The sequence below is a fragment of the Micromonospora parastrephiae genome (genome assembly GCF_016802865.1).
Classification (GTDB): Bacteria; Actinomycetota; Actinomycetes; order Mycobacteriales; family Micromonosporaceae; genus Micromonospora; species Micromonospora parastrephiae.
The window spans coordinates 1-24,611 of the sequence record NZ_JAEVHM010000079.1; the positions used below are offsets into that span (position 1 = coordinate 1).

At 71.4% G+C, this 24,611-nt stretch carries 24 protein-coding genes, 1 tRNA gene and 1 pseudogene; 16 read left to right on the plus strand and 10 right to left on the minus strand.

The window, feature by feature from the left end:
- On the plus strand, positions 1–181 hold a 181-nt coding region (locus tag JNW91_RS32410; RefSeq protein WP_238425156.1), incomplete at its 5' end, for a hypothetical protein.
- Here the strand turns inward: JNW91_RS32410 and JNW91_RS17160 are convergent.
- Genes JNW91_RS17160 through JNW91_RS17175 form a run of 4 tightly spaced genes read right to left on the minus strand, consistent with a single transcriptional unit; the run spans position 165 to position 2,843 of the window.
- A complete protein-coding gene (locus JNW91_RS17160; RefSeq protein WP_203176427.1) occupies positions 165–923 on the minus strand; it encodes an energy-coupling factor ABC transporter ATP-binding protein in 759 nt (252 codons plus the stop codon). The genes JNW91_RS32410 and JNW91_RS17160 overlap by 17 nt on opposite strands.
- Positions 920–1,690 carry a cobalt ECF transporter T component CbiQ gene (gene cbiQ / locus JNW91_RS17165; RefSeq protein WP_203176429.1) on the minus strand — a complete coding sequence of 257 codons (771 nt, stop codon included), beginning with the start codon at positions 1,688–1,690 and terminating at the stop codon, positions 920–922. The genes JNW91_RS17160 and cbiQ overlap by 4 nt, the downstream gene beginning before the upstream one ends.
- A gap of 14 nt (positions 1,691–1,704) precedes the next feature.
- Positions 1,705–2,130 carry a PDGLE domain-containing protein gene (locus JNW91_RS17170; protein WP_203176431.1) on the minus strand — a complete coding sequence of 142 codons (426 nt, stop codon included), beginning with the start codon at positions 2,128–2,130 and terminating at the stop codon, positions 1,705–1,707.
- Positions 2,127–2,843 (minus strand): energy-coupling factor ABC transporter permease, encoded by a 717-nt coding sequence (locus JNW91_RS17175; protein WP_203176432.1) that lies wholly within the window; start codon positions 2,841–2,843, stop codon positions 2,127–2,129. Before JNW91_RS17175 ends, JNW91_RS17170 begins: the two co-directional genes overlap by 4 nt.
- Before the next feature lie 198 nt (positions 2,844–3,041).
- Here JNW91_RS17175 and bcp point away from each other — a divergent pair, with 198 nt between their 5' ends.
- The 3 genes from bcp (at position 3,042) to JNW91_RS17190 (ending at position 4,300) form a co-directional block, all read left to right on the plus strand.
- The gene (gene bcp / locus JNW91_RS17180) at positions 3,042–3,518 is read left to right on the plus strand and encodes a thioredoxin-dependent thiol peroxidase (protein WP_203176434.1); all 477 of its coding nucleotides are present in this window, start codon (positions 3,042–3,044) and stop codon (positions 3,516–3,518) included.
- Between the two features lie 80 nt (positions 3,519–3,598).
- Positions 3,599–3,681, plus strand: a tRNA-Leu gene (locus JNW91_RS17185).
- An 82-nt stretch (positions 3,682–3,763) separates the two neighbouring features.
- Positions 3,764–4,300, plus strand: coding sequence for a GNAT family N-acetyltransferase (locus JNW91_RS17190; RefSeq protein ID WP_238425157.1), 537 nt, complete (start codon positions 3,764–3,766; stop codon positions 4,298–4,300).
- A gap of 8 nt (positions 4,301–4,308) precedes the next feature.
- Here JNW91_RS17190 and JNW91_RS17195 read toward each other — a convergent pair whose 3' ends face one another.
- The 4 genes and pseudogenes from JNW91_RS17195 to JNW91_RS17210 form a co-directional block, all read right to left on the minus strand.
- Positions 4,309–5,298 (minus strand): expansin EXLX1 family cellulose-binding protein, encoded by a 990-nt coding sequence (locus JNW91_RS17195; RefSeq protein ID WP_203176438.1) that lies wholly within the window; start codon positions 5,296–5,298, stop codon positions 4,309–4,311.
- 53 nt (positions 5,299–5,351) lie between these two features.
- Positions 5,352–5,684, minus strand: coding sequence for a hypothetical protein (locus JNW91_RS17200; protein WP_203176440.1), 333 nt, complete (start codon positions 5,682–5,684; stop codon positions 5,352–5,354).
- A 63-nt stretch (positions 5,685–5,747) separates the two neighbouring features.
- Positions 5,748–6,565, minus strand: a pseudogene (locus JNW91_RS17205) (MOSC domain-containing protein).
- Between the two features lie 4 nt (positions 6,566–6,569).
- Positions 6,570–7,403 (minus strand): class I SAM-dependent methyltransferase, encoded by an 834-nt coding sequence (locus JNW91_RS17210; RefSeq protein WP_203176442.1) that lies wholly within the window; start codon positions 7,401–7,403, stop codon positions 6,570–6,572.
- Positions 7,404–7,523: 120 nt separating this feature from the next.
- On the opposite strand from JNW91_RS17210, the gene JNW91_RS17215 reads away from it, so the two are divergent.
- The 9 genes from JNW91_RS17215 to JNW91_RS17255 all read left to right on the plus strand — a co-directional run bounded on the left by JNW91_RS17215 (position 7,524) and on the right by JNW91_RS17255 (position 18,394).
- Entirely contained in the window at positions 7,524–8,591 is a 1,068-nt protein-coding gene (locus JNW91_RS17215) for an LCP family protein (RefSeq protein WP_203176444.1), read from the plus strand.
- Between the two features lie 326 nt (positions 8,592–8,917).
- Positions 8,918–10,222, plus strand: coding sequence for a sugar transferase (locus tag JNW91_RS17220; protein WP_203176470.1), 1,305 nt, complete (start codon positions 8,918–8,920; stop codon positions 10,220–10,222).
- A 175-nt stretch (positions 10,223–10,397) separates the two neighbouring features.
- Positions 10,398–11,657: a lipopolysaccharide biosynthesis protein gene (locus tag JNW91_RS17225; RefSeq protein ID WP_309244397.1), complete on the plus strand. Its 1,260-nt coding sequence runs from the start codon at positions 10,398–10,400 to the stop codon at positions 11,655–11,657.
- A 1-nt stretch (position 11,658) separates the two neighbouring features.
- Positions 11,659–12,510, plus strand: coding sequence for a glycosyltransferase (locus JNW91_RS17230; RefSeq protein WP_203176446.1), 852 nt, complete (start codon positions 11,659–11,661; stop codon positions 12,508–12,510).
- An 11-nt stretch (positions 12,511–12,521) separates the two neighbouring features.
- On the plus strand, positions 12,522–13,586 hold the full coding sequence (locus JNW91_RS17235; RefSeq protein WP_309244398.1) for a glycosyltransferase family 4 protein: 1,065 nt from the start codon (positions 12,522–12,524) through the stop codon (positions 13,584–13,586).
- Positions 13,587–13,650: 64 nt separating this feature from the next.
- The gene (locus JNW91_RS17240; protein ID WP_309244399.1) at positions 13,651–14,565 is read left to right on the plus strand and encodes a glycosyltransferase family 2 protein; all 915 of its coding nucleotides are present in this window, start codon (positions 13,651–13,653) and stop codon (positions 14,563–14,565) included.
- Complete coding sequence (locus JNW91_RS17245; RefSeq protein ID WP_203176452.1) at positions 14,565–15,431, plus strand: glycosyltransferase; 867 nt, start codon at positions 14,565–14,567, stop codon at positions 15,429–15,431. The genes JNW91_RS17240 and JNW91_RS17245 overlap by 1 nt, the downstream gene beginning before the upstream one ends.
- A gap of 47 nt (positions 15,432–15,478) precedes the next feature.
- Positions 15,479–16,690: an acyltransferase family protein gene (locus tag JNW91_RS17250; protein ID WP_203176453.1), complete on the plus strand. Its 1,212-nt coding sequence runs from the start codon at positions 15,479–15,481 to the stop codon at positions 16,688–16,690.
- A 177-nt stretch (positions 16,691–16,867) separates the two neighbouring features.
- Positions 16,868–18,394: a hypothetical protein gene (locus JNW91_RS17255; protein ID WP_203176460.1), complete on the plus strand. Its 1,527-nt coding sequence runs from the start codon at positions 16,868–16,870 to the stop codon at positions 18,392–18,394.
- 25 nt (positions 18,395–18,419) lie between these two features.
- Here the strand turns inward: JNW91_RS17255 and JNW91_RS17260 are convergent, their stop codons facing one another.
- Both JNW91_RS17260 and JNW91_RS17265 read right to left on the minus strand, forming a co-directional pair.
- Positions 18,420–20,036, minus strand: coding sequence for an O-antigen ligase family protein (locus tag JNW91_RS17260; protein ID WP_203176462.1), 1,617 nt, complete (start codon positions 20,034–20,036; stop codon positions 18,420–18,422).
- A gap of 53 nt (positions 20,037–20,089) precedes the next feature.
- Positions 20,090–21,367, minus strand: coding sequence for a hypothetical protein (locus tag JNW91_RS17265; RefSeq protein ID WP_203176464.1), 1,278 nt, complete (start codon positions 21,365–21,367; stop codon positions 20,090–20,092).
- A gap of 145 nt (positions 21,368–21,512) precedes the next feature.
- Between JNW91_RS17265 and JNW91_RS17270 the strand changes: the two genes are divergently transcribed.
- From JNW91_RS17270 to JNW91_RS17280, 3 genes are all read left to right on the plus strand, one after another.
- Positions 21,513–22,361, plus strand: coding sequence for a MurR/RpiR family transcriptional regulator (locus JNW91_RS17270; RefSeq protein WP_203176466.1), 849 nt, complete (start codon positions 21,513–21,515; stop codon positions 22,359–22,361).
- A 16-nt stretch (positions 22,362–22,377) separates the two neighbouring features.
- The gene (gene hutU, locus JNW91_RS17275) at positions 22,378–24,066 is read left to right on the plus strand and encodes a urocanate hydratase (RefSeq protein WP_203176468.1); all 1,689 of its coding nucleotides are present in this window, start codon (positions 22,378–22,380) and stop codon (positions 24,064–24,066) included.
- Positions 24,063–24,611, plus strand: a 549-nt coding sequence (locus tag JNW91_RS17280; protein ID WP_309244400.1) for a M20/M25/M40 family metallo-hydrolase, incomplete at its 3' end; no start/stop codon positions are given. The genes hutU and JNW91_RS17280, both read left to right, overlap by 4 nt.

Sequence of the window (24,611 nt, forward strand, 5' to 3'; positions counted from 1 at the left end):
CCGCCCGCGTGATGGTGGCCGCCGTGCTGGTCGCCGGCGCCGCGTGATGGTGGCCGCCGTGCTGGTCGCCGGCGCCGGCGCGACAGCCGCCGGCATCCTCCGCCTACACGCCGCCGCCCGCGCCGCCGCGGCGGCACCGCTGGTCGAGGCCACGGAGCGCGGGGCTACGCCGGCGGAGTGAAGCCGTAGGGAAGTTCCAGGCGGTGGCGGGCCAGCAGGGTGGAATCCGCCAGCAGGTCGCGGGTGGGGGCGTCGGCGACGATCCGGCCGTTGTCCAGGATCACCGAGCGTTCGCACAGCTCCGCCGCGTACGGCAGGTCGTGGGTGACCATGAGCAGCGTCACCGGCAGTCCGCGCAGGATCTCGGCCAGCTCACGGCGGGCCGCGGGATCCAGGTTCGACGACGGCTCGTCCAGCACCAGGATCTCCGGGTGCATGGCGAGGACGGTGGCCACCGCCACCCGGCGACGCTGCCCGAACGAGAGGTGCTGCGGTGCCCGGTCCCGGTGCTCATCCATCCCCACCGCGGCGAGGGCCTCGTCGACCCGGGCCGACAGCTCCGCCCCGCGCAGACCAAGGTTGGCCGGCCCGAACGCCACATCCTCCGCCACCGTGGGCAGGAACAGCTGGTCGTCCGGGTCCTGAAAGACGATGCCCACCCGGCGGCGCACCTCGGACAGGGTGGCCCGGTCCGGCGTGACGGCCAGCCCGCCGACGCTCACGCCGCCCTCGGTCGCGGTGAGGATGCCGTTGAGGTGCAGCACCAGGGTCGTCTTACCGGCGCCGTTCGGCCCCAGCAGCGCCATCCGGTCTCCGCGCGGCACCGTCAGGTCCACGCCGCGCAGGGCGACGTGCCCGTCCGGGTACGCGTACCGGACGCCACGAACGTCCAGCGAGACAGCGGTCTGCACGGCACCGATCATGTCAGCACGACGGCGGTGGCGGCGATGGAGGCCGCCACCACCGGCACGGTCGCCGCCACCAGCCACTGGCCGGCGCTCGCCGCACCCTCGCCCTGCCACACGGCGGGCATCCGCCCGGTGTATCCCCGGGACAGCATCGCCAGGTAGACGCGCTCACCGCGCTCGAAGGCGCGCAGGAACAACGCACCGATCCCGGCGGCGAACCCGCGCAACTGCCACAGGAACCGCGGGTCGTCGCCCCGGGAGATCCGGGCCACCCGCATCCGTCGCGCCTCGCCGACCAGCACGTCGAGGTAACGCAGCATGAACGTGGCGATCTGGGTGAGCACCTGCGGGCAACGCAGCCGGTCCAGTCCCACGATCAGGTCCCGGGTGGTGGTGGTCGCGGCGAGCAGCAGCGAGGCGAGGACGCCCAGCGTGCCCTTGGCCAGGATGTTCCACGCGCCGTGCAGCCCGTCCTCGGACAACCGCAGGCCCAGCACGTCGACCCGCTCACCAGCGCCGAGGAACGGCAGCGCGACGGCGAACAGCACGAACGGCAACTCGATCAACGCCCGGCTCAGCAGCCATCGCGGCCCCACCCGGGCCAGCGCCGCCACCGCCGCCACCAGCAGGGCGTACGCGCCGAAGGCCCAGAACGCCTCGCGCGGGGTGGCCACCACGGCGACCGTGAAGACCACCATCGCCACGATCTTGACCTCGGGCGGGAGCCGGTGCACCGGCGAGTCCGACTCGCGGTACAGCACATGCCCGTGACCGGCACCCATCCGCGTACCCCTGTTCAGCCGTTGGCGCCGGCGTGGCGCCGATCGTCGGCGGACGTCACATCGTCACCCTCGGCCGTCGTCGGGGCGTCACCGTCGGTCGGCGCGGCCCCCCGGCGACGCAGCAGCCAGAAACCGCCGGCACCGATCGCGAAGGTCACCAGCACCCCGAGCACCCCGGACAGGCCGGTGGAGACGAAGCTGTTCTCCACGCCACGCACGCCGTAGTCGGCGAGCGGGCTGTCGGCCAACTCGTGGTCCCGAGCCTGCTGGGCCGGGCAACTGCCGCCGACGATGTTGTCGTCGGCGTCGACGGTGCAGCCCTTGAGCAGCGAGGAATCGAGCCCGTCCGGGTGGGACGAGGCGTAGTTGCTGACCACCCCGGCGAGCAGCAGGGCGACCAGCAGGCCGCCGGCCAGGAAGGCCCAGGTGCGGTTCTTCATCGGACACCTCCGGCGACCGGGACGGCGGGAGTGGTGGGCGTACGCAGGGAGCGCAGCGCGTACACCAGGTCGGGGCGCACCTTCGCGACGGTGAGCACGGTGGTCGCGGTGATCAGGCCCTCGCCGATGCCGATCAGCAGGTGGACGCCGGCCATGGTGCCGGCCAGACCGGCCAGGTTGCCACCCAGATCGGTGGTGCCGCCGAGCCAGTACTGCGCGACGAAGCCCTGGGAGGCGACCACCACGCTGACCATGGCGGCGACGAAGGCGGTCACCGCCAGGCCGGCGGGCGTACGGGGCAGCACCCGCAACAGCAGGGCGATCAGCAGGTAGGCCGCGGCGGTGCCGAGCAGCGCCATGTTCGTGATGTTGAGGCCGAGCATCGCCACGCCGCCGTCGCCGAAGATCAGCGCCTGGACGATGAGGACGACGGCCACGCACAGCGCGCCGACCCACGGGCCGACCAGCATCGCGGCGAGCGCGCCACCGAGCAGGTGGCCACTCACCCCGGCCGTGAAGATCGGGAAGTTGAGCATCTGGACGGCGAAGATGAACGCGGCCACCAGGCCCGCCATCGGCGCCAGCCGGTCGTCCAGGTCGCGTCGGCCGCGCAGGACGCAGAAGGTGAGCGCGGCAAGTGCGAGTGCCGCGAAGACCGCTGCGACGGGGCCGTTGATGATCCCGTTCGAGATGTGCATCGCCAGTGTTTCCACGCGACCTCCACGCGTCAGCGGTCCCGTGCGGGCCGGCGGGGTCAGCCTATTTCCCAAACCTCGTTGTTGCCAGATACTGGCAACAACGCATGGCCTTGATCACTTCAGCGCCGGGGGCCGCGCCGGACGCGAGTCGCGGGGACGCCTTCGGCGCGCTGGCGCAGGCGGCACCGGCCGGCTCGGCGGTAGGGTCGGGCCATGACCGCGCCCGACCGCCTCTCCCCCGGTGACCCCGCCCCCGAGTGGACCCTGCCCACCGACACCGGCGGCCAGCTCTCCCTCGCCGACCTGCGCGGCCGCAAGGTCGTCCTGTACGCCTACCCCGCGGCGATGACCCCCGGCTGCACCAAGCAGGCCTGCGACTTCCGCGACTCGCTCGCCAGCCTCCAGGCGGCCGGCTACGAGGTCGTCGGCATCTCCCCGGACAAGCCGGAGAAGCTGGCGAAGTTCCGCGACCGCGACGCGATCACCTTCCCGCTGGTGTCGGACGTGGACAGGTCCGTGCTCACCGCGTACGGCGCGTACGGCGAGAAGCAGCTGTACGGCAAGACCGTGACCGGCGTGATCCGCTCGACCTTCGTCATCGACGCCGACGGCAAGATCGAACGGGCGCTCTACAACGTCAAGGCCACCGGGCACGTCGCCAAACTCCGCCGAGACCTCGGCCTGGACTGAGCGTCGTGCCGGGCGGCAGCGTCCGGAGGAGCCCGGGGCTCGACACCACCGAGGCCGGACGCTTTAGACTCAGCGGGTCGGCGGGAGTGGCGTAACGGCAGCCGCGCAGGTCTTAGGAACCTGTATCCGGAAGGATGTGGGGGTTCGAATCCCCTCTCCCGCACAGGTCAACGAGCACCCTGCGCCCGGAGCTGGTTGTCGGCAGCGTCACGATCGCGGGCCGCGAGCCCGGTCACCGGGTCAGGATGGGCGCCGTGAGTCTGCGCTTCGTCCTCGACCCCGACCTGACACCGCGCCTGCGCGCCGAGATCGTCGCCCTCTGGACGGACGTCAGCAACGCTGGCGGCGCGGTGGGTTTCGTGCCGCCGGTCACCGCCGCCGACGTCCGTACGATCGCCGACCCGACCTTCGCCGGCATCGCCGAGGGGCCGGACCGGCTGCTGCTCGGGTACGCCGGCGACCGGCTCGTCGGCATGCTGATCATCTGCGACAACCGGTTCCCGCTCAAGGCGCACTGGTGCGTGTTGAAGCGGGTGATGGTCCACCCGGACACCCAGGGCACCGGGTACGGCGTGGCGTTGATGCGCGAGGCCGCCCGGTTGGGCCGGGAGATGGGCCACGAGGCGATGCACGTGACGGTGCGCGACGGCTTGGGGTTGGACGCTTTCTACCGCCGCCTCGGGTACCGCGAGATCGGCCGGCTGCCGGGCGCGCTGCGGGTCGCGCCCGGTGACGACCGGGACGAGATCCTGATGTGGCTCGACCTGACACCGACCGACTGACCGGACGATCAGCCGCACCAGCGGGCGGTCGCCCCGGCCGGACGCGTCGACGGCCCTTCGGCGGCCGGTGCGCTCGCCCTCGCGACCTCGGCGGGGCGGCGGGCCGGCGTCGGCGTACCGCCGGCTCGGGTGGTGGGTGGCCGGGCCGACGTGGAGGGCCGTCTGGTCGCCGGGCCGGGCAGGTACATCCGGACCGCGCTGGTCTGGATCTGGCCGGGTGCCATCCGGATGCCGGAGACGGTGACCCGGTTGCCGTACACGTCGCTGACCCGGACGTCGAAGGGGCCCGCTCCGGCGCCGGACGGGATCAGCCAGTAGTTGTAGTCCTGCCGGGCAGTCGACCGCCACGGGCCGTCGTCACCCTGGCGGACCTCCACGGTCCGCAGCGGGTTGCCGTGGTTGCCGATCCGAACGGCGAACCACCACTGGGACGCGCCCTCCTTGATCCGGAAGGTGAGTGGGCCGGGCAGCGGAGGGTTGACCACCGCCCGATAGGTGACCGGGACCTGGCCCTGGACCGGGTTGGCGATCCGGGCGAACGCCTCCCGGGACAGGTCGAGGTGCCCGGACGCGCACTCGGGGCACTGGTCCATGATGAGGACCCGGATGGTGCCCTTCGGGCCGGTCACGTCGAGGAAGCCGCCGCAGGCGGCGCCGGCCGCGTACTCGGTCGGGCCGAGCGCGACGTAGAGCCGGTTGGCGGGCGCGGCCGGGTTCGAGCAGTTGCCGCCGGCGCCGTTGGAGTCGTAGAAGGTGGCCTTGCCGCTGTGCGTGGCGGTGCCGGTGGGCGGCGCGGCGACGAGCGTGCGGCCGGCGGCGCAGGCCGGGGTGGAGCCGTTGCGCAGCGCCAGGGTGAGCCCGAGCGCCGCCGCGAGCACGGTGACGCCGGCGGCGACCAGCCAGGGCAGCGGACCGGACGGGGACGCGGGCCCGTCCGCGGGAATCCGGTCCAGGTCGATGTCGATGTCGACGACCGCGGGAGCGCTTCCGTCCGTCACGACGGCGATGGTGCCGGACCCGGGAGTGCCCGGACAAGCGGGCTAAGCCAAAGCTAAGACAGCGTCGACGGACGGTGACCGGAGCGTTCCCGCAGCAGACCGGCGGCCAGCGTGGTCAGGCCCCGCAACTCCCCCGCCAGCTCCGGTCGGGCGCGCAGCAGGTCCTCCACGCGGGTCCGCCACAGGCCCGCCTCGGCCGACGCGCGGACGCCGTCCGGATCGTGGCGCAGCTGGTCCCGTGTCGCGTCGAGCGAGTCCTGGTACGCGGGGCCGAGCAGGTCGCCCAGCTGAACGCTGAGCCAGCCGAACAGCTCCTCGTCGCGTGTCGCGTCGACGATCGCCCGGGCCGTGTCCCAGGCCACCCGCGGCTGATGTGTGACCGCCATGTCACCACCTCCAGACTCGACCATCATCGATCGCCGCGACGGGCGGCGACAAGACCCGGCCGGTCAGGGCTCCATGACGACCTGGTCGCCCACGGTTATCGGTCCACTGTCGAGCGGAACGAGGTGCAGTCCGAAAAGGAGTTTCTGGCGGATGTTGCGGTAGCGCCCGAGGGTGCGCAGTGGCTCCTTCGCGCGTACCCCGGTCTCCTGGTCGGTGGTGGTCACCACGCAGCGGTCGCACGGCCCGGCGGCGCGCATCCGCAGGCCGCCGACGCGCAACGACCGGCCGGCCCAGCCGTCCTCGGCCCAGGCCGGCGCTCCGTCGACCACCAGGTTGGGCCGGAACCGGGCCATCGGCACCGGCTCCTCCCCCGCCTCGGTCAGCCAGCCGTTGAGCGCGTCGAGGGAGCTGGCGTTCGTCAGCAGCAGCGGGTAGGCGTCGGCGAAGCTGACCTGGTCGCCGGTGTCGTACTCGCGGCTGTCGGCGGCCAGGTGGCGGGTCGCCGGGCCAGCCAGACCAGCCGGACCGGCCGGCCGAGCAGCGCGCCGAGCCAGGCGTCGGCCGCGGGACCCGCCGCCACGGCGGGCACCGACATCTCGCGGTGGCGGAAGGTGCGCGCCAGGACCGGGTCGCCGCCGGTCGGCTCGGGCACGTCGAGGTCGGGCTGCCCGTCGGCGCGCAGCGTCAGACCCCCCGGGCGCACGGTGGCGCGCAGGCCGACCAGCCCGGTCGTCTCCCGCTGGGTGACGCCGACGCCGTCGGCGTCCACCACCATCCAGCGCCGGTCGCTAACCAGGCCCCACGGCTGCACGAACGCGCCGTCGTGGTCGAGCCGGTGACAACCCTTGACGGGGTACGTGTGAATCGAGGTCAGTCGCACCCGGCTACCATGCCACGCCGATGCCGTCGCCCGGGTACCAGTGGTTGGCCGGGCTCTCCCGGTAGGCGAGGAACCGTCGGCCGGTGCGCTCGGCGTGCTCGGCGAGCACGTTGGTGCTGGTCACGTTGTCGGTGAGCAGGATCGCGCCGGGGGCGAGTTTCGGCTCCACCGCGTCGAACTCGCGCTTCTCGTGGGCACGGCTGTGGTCGCTGTCGTGCAGGAACAGGTCGACGGGGCGGTCGAGTGCCCCGATCGAGGCGATCGAGTCGCCGATCACCAGATCGACCACTTCGGACCAGGGCGCGGTGGCGGCGAGGTAACCGGCCTCCGGGTTGATGTCCAGCGAGGTGACCCGGCCCGGGTGGCCCTCCTGCGCGTTACGCAGCAGGGCGGCCGCCAGTACGCAGGTGCCCAGTCCCTTGTCGACACCGGTCTCGACCACGTGCGCCGGACGGGCGGCCCGGACGATCGCGTACCAGCCGACCCGGCGGGCGTAGTGGACCCGCTTGTCGGCGAGACCCCGGCGGGCAGCGCCGGCGGTGGCCCGTTCGATGTGCTGACGCAGCGCCTGGTCGGACTCGATCTCGTCGATCCACGCGCGGACCTGCTTGACCGGCCGGTCGCAGACCACGCTGACGAACCAGGCCAGGTGGTTACGACTGAGCTTGGTGAGCTCGTACGTGTAGTTGTGGTGCTCCCTGGAGGTCACCAGCCAGCGGGCCGAGACGCGGAGCACCTTCGCGTCGTGGCGGGCGACCCGAGCGAGCCGCTTCGGGAAGGCGGCGACGGGGGCGAGAGGCGTACGGGCGATGGCCCGGCGCAGCTTCGTGGGGTCCACGGCTGCTTCATACCAGGTTCGAGCCACCGCTCGTGGGAAAAACTTCTAGTCGTCAAGCGGACCCGTCAGGGCACCATCGGGGGTACGTGACAGTAACGCGAAATCAGTAGCATCGCGAACATGCGGTATCGCCAAAAGTACGCGGAGCCCGAAACCCAGTTCATCGCGGCGCAGTCAGCACCGGAACCAACGGAGGAGGCGCCTCCGAAGCGTCGCCGTTGGAAGAAGGTCGCTCTGATCACCCTCGTGGTTCTGGCGTTGCTGGCCGGCGGCGGCGTGCTCGCCGGAGGGCTGTACTTCCGTTCCATCAACAACGGGATCGAGCGCGTCGACGCCTTCGACGGCGTGCCGGAGGCGGAGCGCCCGCCGGTGGTCGAAAAGGCCAAGGGCGCCATGAACATCATGATCCTCGGCAGCGACTCACGTGACCCGGAGAGCGACTCCGGTTCCCGCACCGACACCATCATCCTCGCCCACCTTCCGAAGGACCGCTCCAGCGCTCAGCTCATCTCGATTCCCCGGGACACCTGGGTGAACGTGCCGAAGTCGGCGCAGGGACGGGGCGGCCGGGACGCGAAGATCAACGCGTCGTTCGCGTGGGGTGGCGTTCCGTTGATGGTGCAGACGGTGGAAAAGTTCACCGGCGTGCGGGTCGACCACGTGACGATGGTCGACTTCGGCGGTTTCAAGGAGATCGTGGACGCCCTGGGTGGCATCGACGTGGACGTGGAGAAGGGCTTCACCACGCTGTACGCGCTCAACGGCAGCCGGACGTTCCACGCCGGCCGGCAGCGGATGGACGGCGCCGCGGCACTCGACTACGCCCGCGAACGCCACGCCTTCGCCGATGGCGACTTCGCCCGGATCCGGCACCAGCAGCAGGTGATCAAGGCGATCCTGGACAAGGCGGCGTCCGGCGGAACGCTCGCCAACCCGGCCAAACTCAACTCCTTCGTCAAGGCGACCGCGGACGCGGTGGCGGTCGACAAGTCGCTGAACCTGCTGGACCTCGCGTCCGAGCTTCGTGAGCTGCGCAGCGGCAACCTGACGTTCCTGACCTGCCCCACGAAGGGCACCGGGATGATCGGCAGCGAGAGCGTGGTCCTGGCCGACAAGGAAAAGGCCGCGCGGGTCTTCGAGGCGGTGCGCAGCGACGACGTGCCGGAGATTCTGTCCGCCGCAAAGTAGGAGAGGGAACTGGCTTGCCGGCCATGGTGGCACGCCCCGGCCGATCGTAAAGTTCGGTCGCCCTTCTGGTCGTGGTCTTTGACGGGCATTCACGGGGAGGTCCACAAGTGTCAGGCCAGCCGACGACCAGCCAGTCACCGGTAGCGCCCATCGACCAGGGGCAGTTCGACCAGCCAGGCGACGGGAGCCGTCTCTACGGTGCCCCACCCGTCCCGAAAGCCCGGCAGCCGGAGTCCGAGACGGAGCCGGCCGGCCTGAGCACCACCGCCGTCCTGCCGTACGCCCGTTCCCGCACGTCGTCGCGGACCCGGTGGCTGCGGGCGTGGATGGTGACCGCGCCCGTCGACGTCGTCGCGCTGGTCGCCCCGCTGGTGCTGAGCCACGACTACTGGAAGGGCACGCTGGCCAACGCCGCGCTGACGGTGGCCCTCTTCGCCGCCGGAGGCCTCTACCGGCCGCGCCGGCACGTGAGCATCCTGGACGAGCTGCCCGGCCTCTGTGGGCGCCTGTTGGCCTCCGCCGCGATGGTGGCGATCATCGCGGCGGAGCGGCACTCCTCGGTGACGTACGTGGGCGGGTTCATGCGGGGCGTCGCGCTGTCGGCGGGGCTCGTGATCATCGGGCGGGCGGCCAGCCGGGCGTTCACAGTCCTGTCCCGCAAGCGTCGCTGGGCGGAGCACAACGCGATAATCGTCGGGGGTGGGCCGATCGGCGTCGAGCTCGCCCGCCTGCTGCGCCGCTACCCGCAGTACGGCCTGCGGTTCGTCGGCTGCGTCGACGCCCCGTCCCGCCAGGGCACCGAGGTGCTGCCGTTGAGCGGCACCCTGTCCGACCTCGAACACCTCGTCCGGCTGCTGGAGTGCGAGGTGCTGGTCATCGCCGATCCGGACTGCCACGAGTCCACGCTGATGGAGACTCTGCTGCGTCCCCACAGCTCCCGATGTGACCTCTGGGCGGTGCCCCGCCTGTGGGGCTCCCGCTCGCACAGCGGCTATCCGGACCACATCGGAGCGTTCCCGATCGTCAAGATCAGGGACATCGCGCTCACCGGTCCCCGCTGGGCGGTCAAACGGGCGTCCGACATCGTGTTCGCGGCGTTCGCCCTCATCCTGTTGAGTCCGCTGCTGCTGCTCTGCACGATCGCGACATTCGTCGACGGCGGCCCGGGGATCTTCTTCCACCAGGAGCGGATCGGCCGGTACGGCAGGCCGTTCAACGTCATCAAGTTCCGGACCATGCACCCGGTGAGCGAGCACGAGTCGCAGACCAACTGGTCAATCGCGTACGACCACCGGGTCGGGCCGATCGGCCGGTTCCTGCGCCGGACCTCACTTGACGAGCTGCCCCAGTTGTGGAACATCCTGCGCGGCGACATGAGCGTGGTCGGTCCCCGGCCGGAGCGGCCGTACTTCGTCGAGAAGTTCTCCGCCGAGTACCCGACCTACGCGGCCCGCCACCGCGTCCCCGTGGGGCTCACCGGCCTCGCTCAGGTCAGCGGCCTGCGGGGTGACACCCCGATCTCCGACCGGGCGCGGTTCGACAACTACTACATCGAGAACTGGTCCCTGTGGTTGGACGTCAAGGTGGTGCTGCGGACTGTCGCGGAGGTCTTCCGCGCCGGCGGTCGCTGACCGGCTCGGGCCGCAGCCGCCGTCGGGTCAACGACCGTTCGGTCGACCCGGAAGGGATTCGAGGGCTACGGTCAGCCGCCCGGGCGATTGCAGGTGAGCAGCCGTCCGGTAAGAATCACCAGCGGCGTACGACTCGTCGTACTGCGCGTATCGCAAATATGGGGGGCGAAACGGCGTGTCGCTGGTCAACGCTGATCGGCCGTCGTCAGGTGCCGATCCGACACCGTCCCCCGGTCGGCGCGCGGCGGATCTGCTCCGGCGGCTCATCGCACCCGAGCGTCTCTACATCGGCGCCCTCGGCCTGACCGGCCTGGCCGCGGTCCTGTCGGTCGCGCTGCCGCCGGCGGAGCGCGGTGAGCTTTCCGCGAACATGGTGAGCGCGACGCTGGGCGCGGCCATCGGTGGCCTGTCGCTGGACACGTTCCTGCTCTCCCGCCCGGGGGGTTGGGTGTTCTCCCGCGGCCGTCGCTGGGTCCTCGCCATGTTGGCCGCGTCGATTCTGCTCTCCGCCGTGGCCGCCGGGCTGCTCATCGCCGTGGCCGGCATCGGCAGCTACCTGGTCGGGGTGGGGTCGGCGGCGGGCCTGACCATCTTCAACACGGTCTCGTCGATCGCGCTGCGGCGGAAGAGCTTCCTGCACGTCTACGCGATGCGCGCGGTGAGCGGCGCGGTCCTGGTCGGCGGCTACATCGCCCTCTACCTCGCCGGGCAGTTGGACGGCGGGCTGTGGAGCATGGTGTGGCTCGCTGTGCAGTGGCTCAGCGCGCTGGCCGTGTGCGCCCTGGTGCTGGGCATGGCCCGGCGGATCGGGCCGACGCCGACGCCGGAGGCCACCGTGTCGGAGTACCGGGCCGACATGGCCGCCGTCGGCAACCTCCACCTCGGGATCTTCGCCCAGATGATGACGCTGCGGTTCAACCAGATCCTGGTGGCCAGGTTCGTCGGCGCCGGACCGCTCGGCGTCTACGCCCTGGCCGTCGCCGCGTTGGAGTTCGCGCAGGCGGGTGCCGTCGTACGCGCGCAGCGGATCCTCGCCAGCCGGGACGGCGCCGACGGGCCCGACCCCACCCGAGCCGTGGTCAAGGCGGCCCTGCCGGTCGCCCTGGCGGCTGTTCTCGGGCTCGCCGTGCTGGGCTACCTGCGGCCGGAGTACCGGCACGCCTGGATCCTCGGCCTTGTCCTGCTGCCCGGCTCGCTGGCCACCGCCGCCGGCAAGAGCTGGAGCGCCCTGCTGCTGAAGAGGCGGGGCGAGCGGGCGACGACCGTGGTCGCCATGATCACCCTGGCGGTCGCGATCCCCGCGTACTTCGCGATCATCCCGTGGGCCGGTGTCATCGGGGCCGCGCTCGCCTCGACCCTCGCCTACGCCGTACACGCCTTCGCCTCCAGAGCGAGCCTGCGACGAGCGCAGTCGCCGAACCATGGGACGGTGTGACATGGATGTCTCGATCGTTGTCCTCGCGTGGGAGGACTTCGAGCGCACCCGCGCGTGTGTCCTGTCGCTGCCCGCGGAGGCGGAGATCGTCGTCGTGGACAACGGCAGTTCCCCGCACATCCGGGAGGCGTTGAGCGGATTCTGCGCCCAGCAGGGCGTCCGGTACGTCCAGTCCGGCTCGAACCTCGGATACGCGCGGGGGATGAACCTCGGCGTGCGCCACACGACCCGGGCGAACGTGATCCTCTCCAACAACGACATCATCGTGCACGCCGATGCCGTGACCCGGCTGTTGGCCGCCCTCGACGACCCGACGGTGGGTGCGGCGTTCCCCGGTGTGGTCACACCGGCGGGTGTGTCGCAGACGGAGGGCGGGCGGTTCCTGAGCATGGGCGTCGGCCTCGCCCACGCCACCGGGTTGAGCCTCGTGCTGCCGAACCTGCGGATCGTCGCACCACCGGAGAAGGCCGACTGGTTGACCGGGCCCTTCGTGGCCATGCGGCGGAGCACCTTCGACGCCATCGGCGGCGTCGACGAGACATCCTTCTTCTACTCCGAGGACATGCGGCTGTGCTGGGCCGTGCGTCGGCGGGGTATGCGGCTGGCGTACGTGCCGGAGGCCGTGATCATGCACGAGGACGACGCGACCGCCAAGCGGCGCTGGTCCGACGAGGAGATCTCCCAACGCCGTACCCGGGAGTTCATCCGGGCCAGCCGGGACATGGGCGGCCGACGCGGGCGGATCGCCACGACGGCGTACGTGTGCGGGGTGCTGCTGCGCGCGGCGGTGGGCGGTAACCCGGTCCGCCGCGCCATCGCACGCGGCGCGGTCGAGGGGCTGCGTGCCTCGTGAAGGTGTTGTTCGTGTGCACCACCGGTGGCTCCGGACGGCGGCAGCTCGGTGGCGCCGAACGCATCCTCACCGAAATCATTCCGGCGCACGCCCGGACAGGCGTCGACGTCATCGCCGCGACCTCGGACGACGAGGTGGGCAGCGCGCTGCGCGCTGCCGGGGTGCCCTGGGTCGGGCTCAGCGCGACGAGCCGGATCGACCTGGCGTACGCCCGGGAGATCCGCCGCCTGGTGAACGAGGTGCAACCCGACGTGGTCTGCGCCCACCTGCTGTCCGCCGCGATGCACTCCCGGGCGGCGTTGAGCATGGAGCGCAGACGGACCCCCCTCGTCGTCACGCTGCACAACAGCCTCTGGCAGTACCGGGACACCGCCGCGTCACTGCAGCAGAAGGCCCTCATCCAGTCCAACATCACGCTGGACCTGGCGATGCGTCGCGCCCGGCCGCACGCCACCGTGGCGGTGTCCGAGTTCGAGGCCGCCGAGCTGCGGGAACGCGGCCGCGTCAGGAACATCCACCTGATCCCGAACCCGCTGCCCGCCACCTGGCCGGCCCCGAAGCCCGCGCACACGCCGGAGCCGGGTCGACGGCCGGTGGTCGGTTTCCTCGGCCGGCTGGAGAAGGAGAAGGGGGCCGACCTCCTGTCGGAGATCGCCGCCCTCCTCCCGGACGTGGACTTCACGATCGCCGGCGCCGGCTCACTGCCGATCGCCGCCCGGCCGAACCTCGACCTCGTCGGCCGGGTCACGGCCGCGGACTTCCTCCAACGGATCGACTGCCTCGTGGTGCCGTCGCGGGTCGAGTCGTTCGGGCTCAGCGCGTTGGAGGCGCTGAGCCTGGGCGTACCCGTCGTGCACACCGGAGCCGGCGGTCTGGCCGAGGTCACCCGGCACGCCACCGGCACCCTGGCGTTCCGGGCCGACCTCACGCCCGTCGCGCTGGCCGGGGCGATCCGAGAGGCCGTCGACCGGCGGGCGGTCCACGATGGACAGCGGGTGGCCGAGTGGTACGCCCAGGAGTACGCCTTCGATCGGTGCGTGCGGCGGTGGCAGAGCTTGTACAGGTCCCTGCTGTGACGAGCGCGCCGCCGACCGTCCGGTTGTCCCTACGCGACCAGCACACGATGAGGGGGGTGTCGCAGTGGCAGAGACACTGACGATCGTCACGGTGCTCTACCGGTCCAGCGGCATGCTCGCCGAGACTCTCCCGACCTGGGTACGCGCCGCCCACGGACTGCCGGTGAGATTCGTCTTCGCCGACAACTGGCCCGAGGACGAGTCCGCGAAGGTCATCGCCGGTTGCCTGGACGACGACAGGTACCGGTACCTCCCCGACTCGTCGAACCCCGGCTTCGCGGCGGGCTGCAACCGCGCCGTCGCGGCGGTGACCTCAAGCCACGTGCTGCTGTTGAACCCGGACGTCTGGCTGCCGGAGAACGCGCTGGCGCGTATCTGCGCCACCATCGAGGCGGACCCCGACCGTCCCATCGCGGTCGGCCTCGCAATGCACGGCGGCGAATACGTCGGGATCGACCTGCACCCGGTCTCGCTCTTCATCGACCGGTCGGCGTCGGCTCCGCGCGGCCCACTCGGCCCGTCCGGCGGCGCGGCCGTCTTCCCGACCGCGCTCTTTCACCGGTTCGGCGGGTTCTACGAGCACCTGTTCGCCTGGGGCGAGGACGCCGACCTCGCCTTCCGCCTCTACGCGGCGGGCCTGCGTACGCACCGGCTGGACCTCATGCTTCCGCACGCCGGCGGCCACAGCGTCGAGGGCGACAACAAGCTGCAGGGATTCCGGGCGTTTCTCCTGGCCCGCAATCGGCTTCTGGTCGCCGCGCGGACCTTCACGTGGCCGCTGATGCTCGTCGCGATACCGATCCTCGCGCTGGCGCACCTGGCGCTGGCCGCCCGTCGCGCCCGTCAGGGGCTGCTACGGCCCTTCCTGCGCGGTGTGGGACGTGGCCTGCTGGAGGCGCCCGCCGCCCGTAGGCAGTGGACGGGCGAACGGTTCGGCTTCGCATCCCTGTTCAGCTACCTGAAAGTTCGGAGCGCGTGATGGCAGGACACCAGTGGAGTGTCGTTACGGTCACCTACAACTCCGCGGACACGCTTCGGCGATGCTGGGGCAACGCGCACAAGCCCTTCGAGTGGATTGTCGTCGACAACTGCTCCGCCGACGATTCGGTCGCCGTGGCGGAGGAGTTGGGCGCCCGGGTCATCCGGTTGCCGGAGAACGTCGGCTTCTCCAGGGCCAACAACGTCGGCGTACGTGAGGCGGCGGGCGCGTACGTTCTGTTCGCCAACCCCGACCTCGAGGTCGGGGTTGGCGGTCTCGACGTGCTCAGGCGGCACCTCGGCGTCCACGGCGGTCTGGTCGCCCCCCAGTTGCTCTCCGCGGAGGGAATCCCCCAACCCAACGGGCGGGGTTTCCCCTACGCCACGGCCAAGCTGGGCAACCGCAGGATCTGGCCGCTGTCCCAGTTGCACGCGAGCTACCGGGTGGTGGCGGCTCCCGGTGAGGCGGTCTACGTCGCCTGGGTCATGGGCGCGGCGGTCGCCGCCCGCACCGCCGACTTCATCGCGATGGGTGGGTGGAACGACAGGTTCTTCCTCTACTACGAGGACCACGAGCTCGGACTGCGGGCGTGGCGCAACAAGCATCCTGTCGCTCTGCTCGGCGACGTCCGCTGGACCCACCACTGGGCTCGCGCGACGAATTCGTTCCAGTGGTCGCGGGCGCACAACCTCGAGTTGCGGAGCGCCAGGACCTTCTTCGGCATGTTTCCCGAGTTCGTGATCGGACTGCCTCCGGCCTCTCGGCGGCACCGGCTGGCAGCGCGCCTGATCGGTTCGCCGGTGCCGGAGCAGCGGGGCCCGGGCGAACCCGCGCCGACGCCAGCGTGGCCGGCGACGTCGAGCTAGTGTCGCCCTCGCTCATGTCCGTCCGGCGGGCGCTGCGACGAGCGACGGTGTCGCAGCCGCTGGCCTCGACGTATCTCGGGCGGGCGAACAGTTTCGGGGCACTCCGGCTCGCGTTCGCGCTCGCCGTGGTGCTCTCCCACTCGGCCGCGCTCGGCTTCGGACGTCCGCTCATGCCGCGGGTCGACGTGGGCGACGTAGCGGTGGCCGGCTTCTTCACGATCTCCGGTTTCCTGATCGTCCGCTCCGCCCGGCGCAGCTCGGTCCCCCGCTTCCTGTGGCATCGGGCTCTGCGGATCTGGCCGGGCCTGTGGGTCTGTCTGTTGTTCACGGGCCTGGTCGTGGCACCCCTGCTCCACCTGGATCGACACGGCACGGTCGACGGATTGTGGCGGAGCCCCGGCGGCGTGTTCGACTACCTGCGGCTGAACTGGTGGGGTGGCCTCCGCCAGCTCGGGATCGCCGACCTGTTGCAGGGGGACACACCGTACTGGCGGTGGCAGGGCGGCAACACCATCAACGGGTCACTGTGGACGCTGGCCTACGAGCTCTTCTGCTATCTCCTGGTGGCCGTCCTGGCGGCTCTCGCCATCCTACGCCGGCAGCTGCGCTGGCTGCCGCTGCTCGCCGCCGTCGCCGTCCTCGGGGTCGCCTGCTGGAACTATCTCCTGCATGGCAACGACGGGCAGGGCGTCTGGACGACGGGGACGGTCGAGCCGCTGCCGCTGCTCGGGGTGCTCGAGAAGAACGACCTCTTCTGGTTCGGATTCATGTTCCTCCTCGGCGGGGTCGCTGAGCTGTACTCTGACCGTTTGCCGATCAGCGACCCACTCGGTGTGCTCGCACTCGTGGTCTTCGGCTGGATCGCCGTCAGTGGGAATTTCTTCGGCCCGGGGCTGGTCGCCTATGCGTACGTCATCCTCTGGCTCGCCGTGCGGCTGCCGAAGGCGTTGCACCGGATCGGACGACAACACGACTATTCGTACGGGATCTACATCTACTCGTTCGTCGTACAACAGGTCATGGCCAAGGTCGGCGTGCAGGCGGTCGGCCTCATCGGCTTCTTTCTGGCCAGCGCCCTGGTCAGTGTCGGCTTCGCGATGCTCTCGTGGCACCTGGTCGAGAGGCCGGCGCTGCGGCTCAAGGACTGGACGCCCGCCGCTCTGCGCGATCGACCTGACGAACCGGCGCCGCCAGAAGGTGACGGCGCGGCCGGTGACGCGCCGCACCCGGGCGTCACCGCGGCACCGGCGTCTGGTTGAGGCCGGAATTGCGATCCGCTCTTTCCGGCCACGCTGTCAGGTCTGAGAATGATGTCCAGCCGATCCGCACGAGGGATGGGAATCCGCGTGGTGGTAGCACAGCTCACGCGCGGGGACGTGACTCGCGTCGTTCCGTCGGCGACGCCTCCGCCCCGCCGCCGTCCCATCCCCGCGGACGTGATCGCCGTCGCCGTCCTGCTGGCCCTCATCCCGGTCGTCCACGACGTCAAGACGATGCTCACCGCGTCGTACTGGCTCGATGAGGCGTGGGTGGCGCTCTCGGTACGGCTCCCGCTCAGCGACCTGCCGGCGGTGACGTCGTCGACGCCGCTCGGGTGGAGCCTGCTGCTGCGGCTGGTGCCGGACACCGACTACCTGCGGGTGGTGCCGCTGGCGTTCCACGGGCTCTCGGTTGGCGCCTCGTACGCGCTCGGACGGTTGCTGGGCTGGCCGACGCGGCGACTGGGGATCGTCGCGGGCCTCGTCTGCGGCACGGCGGTCCTGCTGCTGCCGGCCCAGCAGATCCGGCACGACCTCAAGCAGTACACCGCCGACGCCGCCGTCACCGTGGTCCTGCTCGCGCTGGCCGCCTGGACGGAGCAGACCTGGTCGCAGAGGCGCCTCGCCGTCCTCACGGCCACCGTCGCCGGAAGCATGCTGATCAGCCATGTGACCGCCATCGTCGCCCCCTGCGTGTTCGGTGGGATGCTGCTGGTCACCGCGCTGCGGCAGGAATGGGCGCGGCTCCGGGAGGTGGCCGCGGCAGGTGTCGGCGGCACGGCGATCATCACCCTCATCTACTTCGGCATCTCCGCGCGGGGCAGAAACGAGGCGATGCAACAGTTCTGGGCCGACAGCTTTCCCAGCCTGACCGAACTGCCCGGCCACCTCAGTCGGCAGTTCGACGACCTGACTCCGGTGCTGGGCGCACCCGCTCTGGTCGTCGGCGGCCTGCTCGTCGCCGGGGTGCTGACCCTCGTCCGGCAGGACCGCCCCGCCGCCGCGGCCGCGGTGCTCCTGCTGCCGCTGGCGGTGACAACGCTGGGGGTCGCGAGGTCCTATCCACTGCTGGAGCTGCGTACCTCGCATTTCCTTCTCGTCACGACGGCGGCGGTGGCCGGCATCGGGGTCGCCGGCCTCGCCCACGGCGTGACCACGCTCGTACGCCGCAGGACCCCTCGCGTGCCGCCCACCGTGGTGACCGCCGCGATCTGCGTGATCCTGCTCGGGACGTTCGCCATCAGGAACGGCCGCTGGTACCGGTTCGACGGCAACGAGTCGGGCCTCTACTACACCGCCATCTCCGTGACGGACATCCGTTCGTCGACCGAGTACGTGGCCACGCACCGGTCGAGGAACGACGTCGTCGTCATGAACAACGCGGCGTGGTACGGCTTCGCGTTCTACTCGAAGTCCGACAAGGTCGAGCTGGTCGCACCGTACGGGAACACCGTCGGCTGGTGGGTCGCGATGCCCGGCCGGTCCGATGTCGTGGTGCTTCAGGGCCGTGACGAGGCGGCCATGCGTGCCGGCCTCGATCAGGCGCTGGCACTGGCCGGACGCCGTGGTGGCGCGCGGATCTGGTTGATCCGCTCGCACGTCATGAGCGAGGAGGGGATCGCGTGGCGGACGGTCCTCGCCGACTACCGGGTCGAGCAGGCCAGCGACGGTGTGGAACCGGTCCTGCTGATCAGCGAGGGGTGAGCCGCGGGCGCGAGAGGCGCACCGGCTAACCGGTCGGCGCCCGGTCCCGTTCCGGCCCCCGGCTTCCTGGAACGAACCCCGGTGTCCCCGTCGAAGGGGTCCGGTCGTCCCCGTTCAGTGCGACCGCCAGGACGAACCCGATCACCGCCCCGAGCCACAGCCACACGTCGAAGAAGAACACCTGCGCCGCGAGCGCCACCAGCAGGACGCGGGCCGTCACCGACCGGCAACGCCACCAGAGGATCGCCAGAAGCGACAGCAGGCAGGCCAGACCGAGCAGGCCGTAGTTGTACCAGAAGGTCAGGTACGAGTTGTCGAAAACCTGTGCCTCGCCGTCGCCGATGCCGACCGTCTCCAGGTATCGGACATTGGACTCGGGTCCGTTCCCGAACACCACCGTCGACCAGTTCCGCGTGATGCCGTCCCAGACCACGCTGATGCGGGCGAAGCGCGCGTTCGCGCTGGCCGACTGCAACGGATCGGAGAGGCGCGACTCGGCTCCGCCGACGGGGTCGGCGGTTCCGGGCGTGGAGGTGGCGGGGCTCGGCGCGGGGTCGGCGGAGCCCGGGGCGGAGGTAGCCGGGCTCGGGGCGGAGGTGGCCGGGCTGGGCGCGGAGGTGGCCGGGCTCGGCGCTGAATTGGCAGGGCTCGGCGCGGAGGTGGCCGGGCTCGGAGCCGAGGCGGCCGGGCTGGGCACGGATGTCGGGGTCGTCGGTGCCGGAGGAAACCAGACCGGCCCGGGTGCGGCGGTGGTGGAGATCGTGGGGACCGGTGGCGTGACGACGACGAGTAGGAAGGCGGTCGCGGCGATGAGGATCGCGCTACCCACACCCCGCCAGGAGATCGTTCGCCACCGCAGGAGCAGCCAGAGCGTCAACGCGAGGGCGATGCCCACCCATGCGCTCCGGGTGCCGGACAGCACCAGACCCATCAGGTTGGCGGTGAGGGGGACGTACCAGAACCGTCCCCGGATGGTCAGTGCGACAAGAGCCATCGTCATGGCGAAGGTGCCGTAGATGATGGGATGGCCCGAGATGCCCACGGCGCGGGTGGCGTCGAATGCCGAGGTGTAGGTCCAGTGGTACGCGAGCTGATCGAAGATCGGCCAACTCCGGCTCAGCGTCTGGTATTTCGCGAAGGCGGCGACGGGGACGCTGAACCAGGTGAGCCACTCCGCGATACGGATGACCAGCCGCCGATCACGACGAGCTTCCTCGACGACATGCCAGCACAGCACGCCGACGCAGAGCAGGGGCGAGAGACCGACGACGATCGGCTTCGCCCCGTGCCAGTGCACCAGCCCGGAGACCAGCCCGCACAGGGGCAGGACGAGCGCGGCCAGGATGACCGACCGCCGCCACCCGTCACGCTCGGCGCGGTGCAGACGCCCCCAGCCGGCGAGGACGAACAGGAGCAGCAGCAGCGTGTACGAGGGGTTGGTCGGGTAGCCGAAGTCGATGGTGACCGGAATGGCGAACGCGACGAGGAACACGGCCCAGGTGATACGGACCGGGTCCAGCAGCACCCAACCGAGCACGGCACCGACGCCGACGGCGAGCGCGAGGTCCCATCTGCCGGCCACCAGGAACGCAGCCGCCAGGACGACAAGGCCGCCACTGAGGATGCGGTCCGAGCGTCCCATGCCCCTGACCGTGTCGGCCAACGGTCGTATCCCCCGATTGTTGGTGTCCACGCTCAACTGCCGCGGCGCCACAAGTCCCGCAGAGCGTCCCAGTTGCCACCCATGCCCTCTTCGCACAGGGTCTCGATGTAGAAGGCGCTGTTGGTGTCGTCCGGGTCCCACCAGAGGCCGCAGAGGGGCCGGCCATCCTCGCCCTCGAAGGCGTACTCCACGTAGCTGCCGGCGGTGTTGGTCACACCGCCGGTCGTGCGGGTCGCCTCACGCAGCCCCGGCGCCAGCGAAGCGCCGGAGAAGTTGAGTGTCGCCCGGAACTTACGTGCCGTGTCCTTCTGAGTCTTGCCGGGATAGAGCACGAAGTGCAGCCACGCCCCACTGTGGTCGCAGAAGACGTGCTGCTTCTCGTCTGCCGGCAGCTTCGGCGCGCCAGGTCCGTTGTAGGAGACGCAGCCGCCGATCCGGGGCAGCCAGGGCTTGGCCAGCGGCGCCAACTCGCCGGTGAACCTGGCGCTGTTGAGGGAGAGCTGCGTCGCCTCGTACGGCGGAAGGGAGGCACTGGTCGACGGCGAGGTCGAGGGCTCCTCGTCGCCACCGGCGCCACCGATGAAGAATCCCGCGGTGCCGGCGACCAGCGCGAGCACCAGCGCGCCGGCCGCCAGGACCCACTTGGGCCGCTTCGGCTCCCGTTGCACGGGGGCGATCCGACGACCTGGCCCGGCCAGGGGGTCGAATGTGGACGGCGACGACGCCGGGTAGCTGGGGACCGGAGCCGTCTCGCTCTGCGCCGCCGCCGGCGATGCCGGTGCAACCGAGACGGGCTGCGGAGATGCGGACGCCGGCTGCCCGGAGACCGGGTTGGTGTGCATCGCCCAGGGGAGCTGCGGCGGGTGCGCCACCAGCTCCGGCGCACCGGAGACCGGATGTGGCGGCCCGCTGGCCTGCTGCGGCACACCGGACACCGGCGGGGCGGGTGGCGCGGAGCTGGGCGGGGCCGACGTGGGCGGCGCGGAGACCGGCAGGTCGGAAACCGGTTGGTAGTCCATGCCGAGGCTCTGGAAGAGCCGCTGCGGCGCGTGCCCCTCCTCGGCCCGGTAGGCCACCCACGGGTGGGCGGCGGTCAGGTTGGCGTCCGCGTAGCGGTGACCGCCGGCCGCCTGGGCCAGCGCGTTGGCCGCGTTGCCGAAGGCCACCCGCCAGCGCTCGTCGGACGCGGCGACACCGTCCAACACGGCCACGGTGGCGAACTGCCCCTGCCCGTCGACTGCGGCCCAGGCCTTACCAACCTGACACGCGCCCAACATGTGGGTGTACCTGTACGGGCTCTCCGGCTGCATGCCACTCCTCCGCTCAACCGCCGTGCGGATCCTACAGAGGTAACGCCATCTCAGCGTCCCGCCGGTCGGTGGAGCGACAGCTCGGCGGAACGAGTGGTTCGCCGATCCCTTGCCCTCTGAAAGTTTTCATGCATAGAGTCGCGGCATGAATGAAGGAGCTGCCGGAGCGTCAGTCGATCAGGTGCTGGACCTGTTCGACGGAGTGCGGCTCACCCCCACCCAGCGCCGGATCGCACACTGCCTCGTGCAGCACGCACCGGCCGTGGCGTACCTGTCGGCGGCCGAGGTCGCCGAACTGGCCGGCGTCAGCCAGCCGTCGGTCACCCGGTTCGCCGTCGCGCTCGGCCACGACGGCTACCCGGCGCTGCGCCGCCGGCTGCGCGACCTGACCGCCGCCGCCGGCCGGCCGGCGGACGCCGGCAACGAACTTCAGCAGGCGGTACGCGCCGAGATGGGCAACCTGGACCGACTGGCCGGTCAGCTTGCCGACCGGGACCGGATCGCCACCACCGGCCGACTGCTCGCCGCCAGCCGCCCGCTGCCGGTGCTCGGCCTGCGCGCCGCCGCGCCCCTGGCCGCGTACTTCGCCTACTTCGCGGCCAAGGTGCACCCGGACGTGCGGGTCCTCGACGACGGCGGCAGCATGCTCACCGATCGCCTGGAGCAGGCCGCCGAGGCCGGTGCGTCCGCCGTGCTCGCCTTCGTGCTGCCCCGCTACCCCCGGGAGACCCTGGACGCGCTGCGCGAGGCACGCGCCGCCGGGCTGACCGTGGTGGCGATCACCGACTCGCCGGTCAGCCCGGCCAGCGAGCACGCCGACGTGGTGCTGCCCGCCGCGGTCGGCGCCCAACTCGTCTTCGACCTGCACACCGCCCCGATGACCCTGGCCATGGTGCTGTTGCAGGCGATCTGCGACGCCGCGCCGGCCGACACCCAGCGCCGGCTGGAGGCGTTCGAAGCCTCCGCGGCCCGCCGACAGTTGTTCCTCAGTTGACCGGAGGAGACCAGAGATGACCCAGCCCGTCCGTGCCGCACGGGGCAGCCAGCTCACCGCCCGCGGGTGGCCGCAGGAGGCCGCCCTGCGGATGCTGATGAACAACCTCGACCCCGAGGTGGCCGAACGCCCCGACGACCTGGTCGTCTACGGGGGCACCGGCAAGGCCGCGCGGGACTGGCCGTCGTACCACGCGTTGGTCCGCACGCTGACCGACCTGCGCGAGGACGAGACGATGCTGGTGCAGTCGGGCCGCCCGGTCGGCGTCATGCGCACCCACGAGTGGGCGCCCCGGGTGCTGCTGGCCAACTCCAACCTGGTCGGCGACTGGGCGACCTGGCCGGAGTTCCGGCGGCTGGAGCAGCTCGGCCTGACCATGTACGGGCAGATGACCGCCGGCTCGTGGATCTACATCGGCACGCAGGGCATCCTCCAGGGCACCTACGAGACGTTCGCCGCCGTGGCCACCAAGCTCGCCGGCGCCCGCGGCGACGGGCAGGGGCAGAGCGACGGCACCCTCGCGGGCACGCTCACGCTGACCGCCGGCTGCGGTGGGATGGGCGGCGCCCAGCCGCTCGCGGTCACCATGAACGACGGCGTCTGCCTGATCGTCGACGTGGACCGGACCCGCCTGGATCGCCGGGTGCACGACCGCTACCTGGACGAGGTCGCCGACTCACTGGACGACGCGGTCGAGCGGGTCCTCGCCGCGAAGCGGGATCGGCGCGCGCTCTCCGTCGGCGTGGTCGGCAACGCCGCCGAGGTCTTCCCCGACCTGCTCAGCCGTGGCGTCGAGATCGACATCGTGACCGACCAGACCAGCGCGCACGACCCGCTGGCGTACCTGCCGGTGGGCGTGGAGCTGGCCGACGCCCGCGACTACGCGGCGGCGAAGCCGGCCGAGTTCACCGACCGGGCGCGGGCGTCGATGGCGAAGCACGTCGAGGCGATGGTCGGCTTCCTCGACGCCGGCGCCGAGGTCTTCGACTACGGCAACTCGATCCGCGGTGAGGCGCAGCTCGGCGGCTACCAGCGCGCCTTCGACTTCCCCGGCTTCGTCCCGGCGTACATCCGGCCGCTGTTCTGCGAGGGCAGGGGCCCGTTCCGGTGGGCCGCGCTCTCCGGCGACCCGGCCGACATCGCCGCCACCGACCGGGCCATCCTGGAGCTGTTCCCGGAGAACGAGTCGCTGGCCCGGTGGATCAAACTGGCCGGCGAGCGGGTCGCCTTCCAGGGCCTGCCGGCCCGGATCTGCTGGCTCGGCCAGGGTGAGCGGGACCGGGCGGGTGTGCGGTTCAACGAGATGGTCGCCTCCGGCGAACTCTCCGCCCCGGTCGTCATCGGCCGGGACCACCTGGACACCGGCAGCGTCGCCAGCCCGTACCGGGAGACCGAGGGGATGGCCGACGGCTCCGACGCCATCGCCGACTGGCCGCTGCTCAACGCGCTGGTCAACACGGCCAGCGGCGCCTCCTGGGTGTCCATCCACCACGGCGGTGGTGTCGGCATCGGACGGTCGCTCCACGCCGGGCAGGTCTGCGTGGCCGACGGCACAGCCCTCGCCGGCCAGAAGATCGAGCGGGTGCTCACCAACGACCCGGCGATGGGCGTCATCCGGCACGTCGACGCCGGCTACGACATCGCCCGTGAGGTCGCCACCCGTACCGGCGTCCGGGTGCCGATGGCGGAGGGTGGCGCCGCGTGAGCGACGACCTGTCGAGCCGTTTCCGGGCGCTGTGGGACGAGATCGCGCCGGTCGGACGGGATGACAGCAGCGGCGGTTACCTGCGCTACGCCCTGACCGGGACCGAGCTGGAGTTGCGCGCCTGGTTCCGCTCGCAGGCGCAGCGGCGGGGCCTGCCCGTCACCGAGGACGGCAACGGCAACCTCTTCGCCCACTGGGGTGATCCCAAGGGCGCCGACGCGGTGCTGACCGGCAGTCACTTCGACTCGGTGCCGCACGGCGGGGCGTACGACGGGCCGCTCGGCATCGTCAGCGCGTTCCTGGCCGTGGACGAACTGCGCGCCGCGGGCGTCGCCCCGAACCGGCCACTGGTGCTGGCCGCGTTCGTGGAGGAGGAGGGTGCGCGCTTCGGCGTACCGTGCCTGGGGTCGCGGCTGCTCACCGGCGCCCTGGCGGCCGACCGCGCGGCCGGACTGCGCGACGCGGCGGGGATGAGCTTCGCCACCGTCGGTCCCGAGTGGCCAGACAGCCCGCTAAGCACGGCGACTGCGACGGCATGGAGCTCG

Bases quoted from the DNA above. Each gene is read 5' to 3' on its own strand.
- JNW91_RS17160 (WP_203176427.1), bottom strand. From the start codon at position 923: ATGATCGGTGCCGTGCAGACCGCTGTCTCGCTGGACGTTCGTGGCGTC.
- cbiQ (WP_203176429.1), bottom strand. From the start codon at position 1,690: ATGGGTGCCGGTCACGGGCATGTGCTGTACCGCGAGTCGGACTCGCCG.
- JNW91_RS17170 (WP_203176431.1), bottom strand. From the start codon at position 2,130: ATGAAGAACCGCACCTGGGCCTTCCTGGCCGGCGGCCTGCTGGTCGCC.
- bcp (WP_203176434.1), top strand. From the start codon at position 3,042: ATGACCGCGCCCGACCGCCTCTCCCCCGGTGACCCCGCCCCCGAGTGG.
- JNW91_RS17190 (WP_238425157.1), top strand. From the start codon at position 3,764: ATGGGCGCCGTGAGTCTGCGCTTCGTCCTCGACCCCGACCTGACACCG.
- JNW91_RS17200 (WP_203176440.1), bottom strand. From the start codon at position 5,684: ATGGCGGTCACACATCAGCCGCGGGTGGCCTGGGACACGGCCCGGGCG.
- JNW91_RS17215 (WP_203176444.1), top strand. From the start codon at position 7,524: ATGCGGTATCGCCAAAAGTACGCGGAGCCCGAAACCCAGTTCATCGCG.
- JNW91_RS17220 (WP_203176470.1), top strand. From the start codon at position 8,918: ATGGTGACCGCGCCCGTCGACGTCGTCGCGCTGGTCGCCCCGCTGGTG.
- JNW91_RS17230 (WP_203176446.1), top strand. From the start codon at position 11,659: ATGGATGTCTCGATCGTTGTCCTCGCGTGGGAGGACTTCGAGCGCACC.
- JNW91_RS17245 (WP_203176452.1), top strand. From the start codon at position 14,565: ATGGCAGGACACCAGTGGAGTGTCGTTACGGTCACCTACAACTCCGCG.
- JNW91_RS17260 (WP_203176462.1), bottom strand. From the start codon at position 20,036: ATGGGACGCTCGGACCGCATCCTCAGTGGCGGCCTTGTCGTCCTGGCG.
- JNW91_RS17265 (WP_203176464.1), bottom strand. From the start codon at position 21,367: ATGCAGCCGGAGAGCCCGTACAGGTACACCCACATGTTGGGCGCGTGT.
- JNW91_RS17270 (WP_203176466.1), top strand. From the start codon at position 21,513: ATGAATGAAGGAGCTGCCGGAGCGTCAGTCGATCAGGTGCTGGACCTG.
- hutU (WP_203176468.1), top strand. From the start codon at position 22,378: ATGACCCAGCCCGTCCGTGCCGCACGGGGCAGCCAGCTCACCGCCCGC.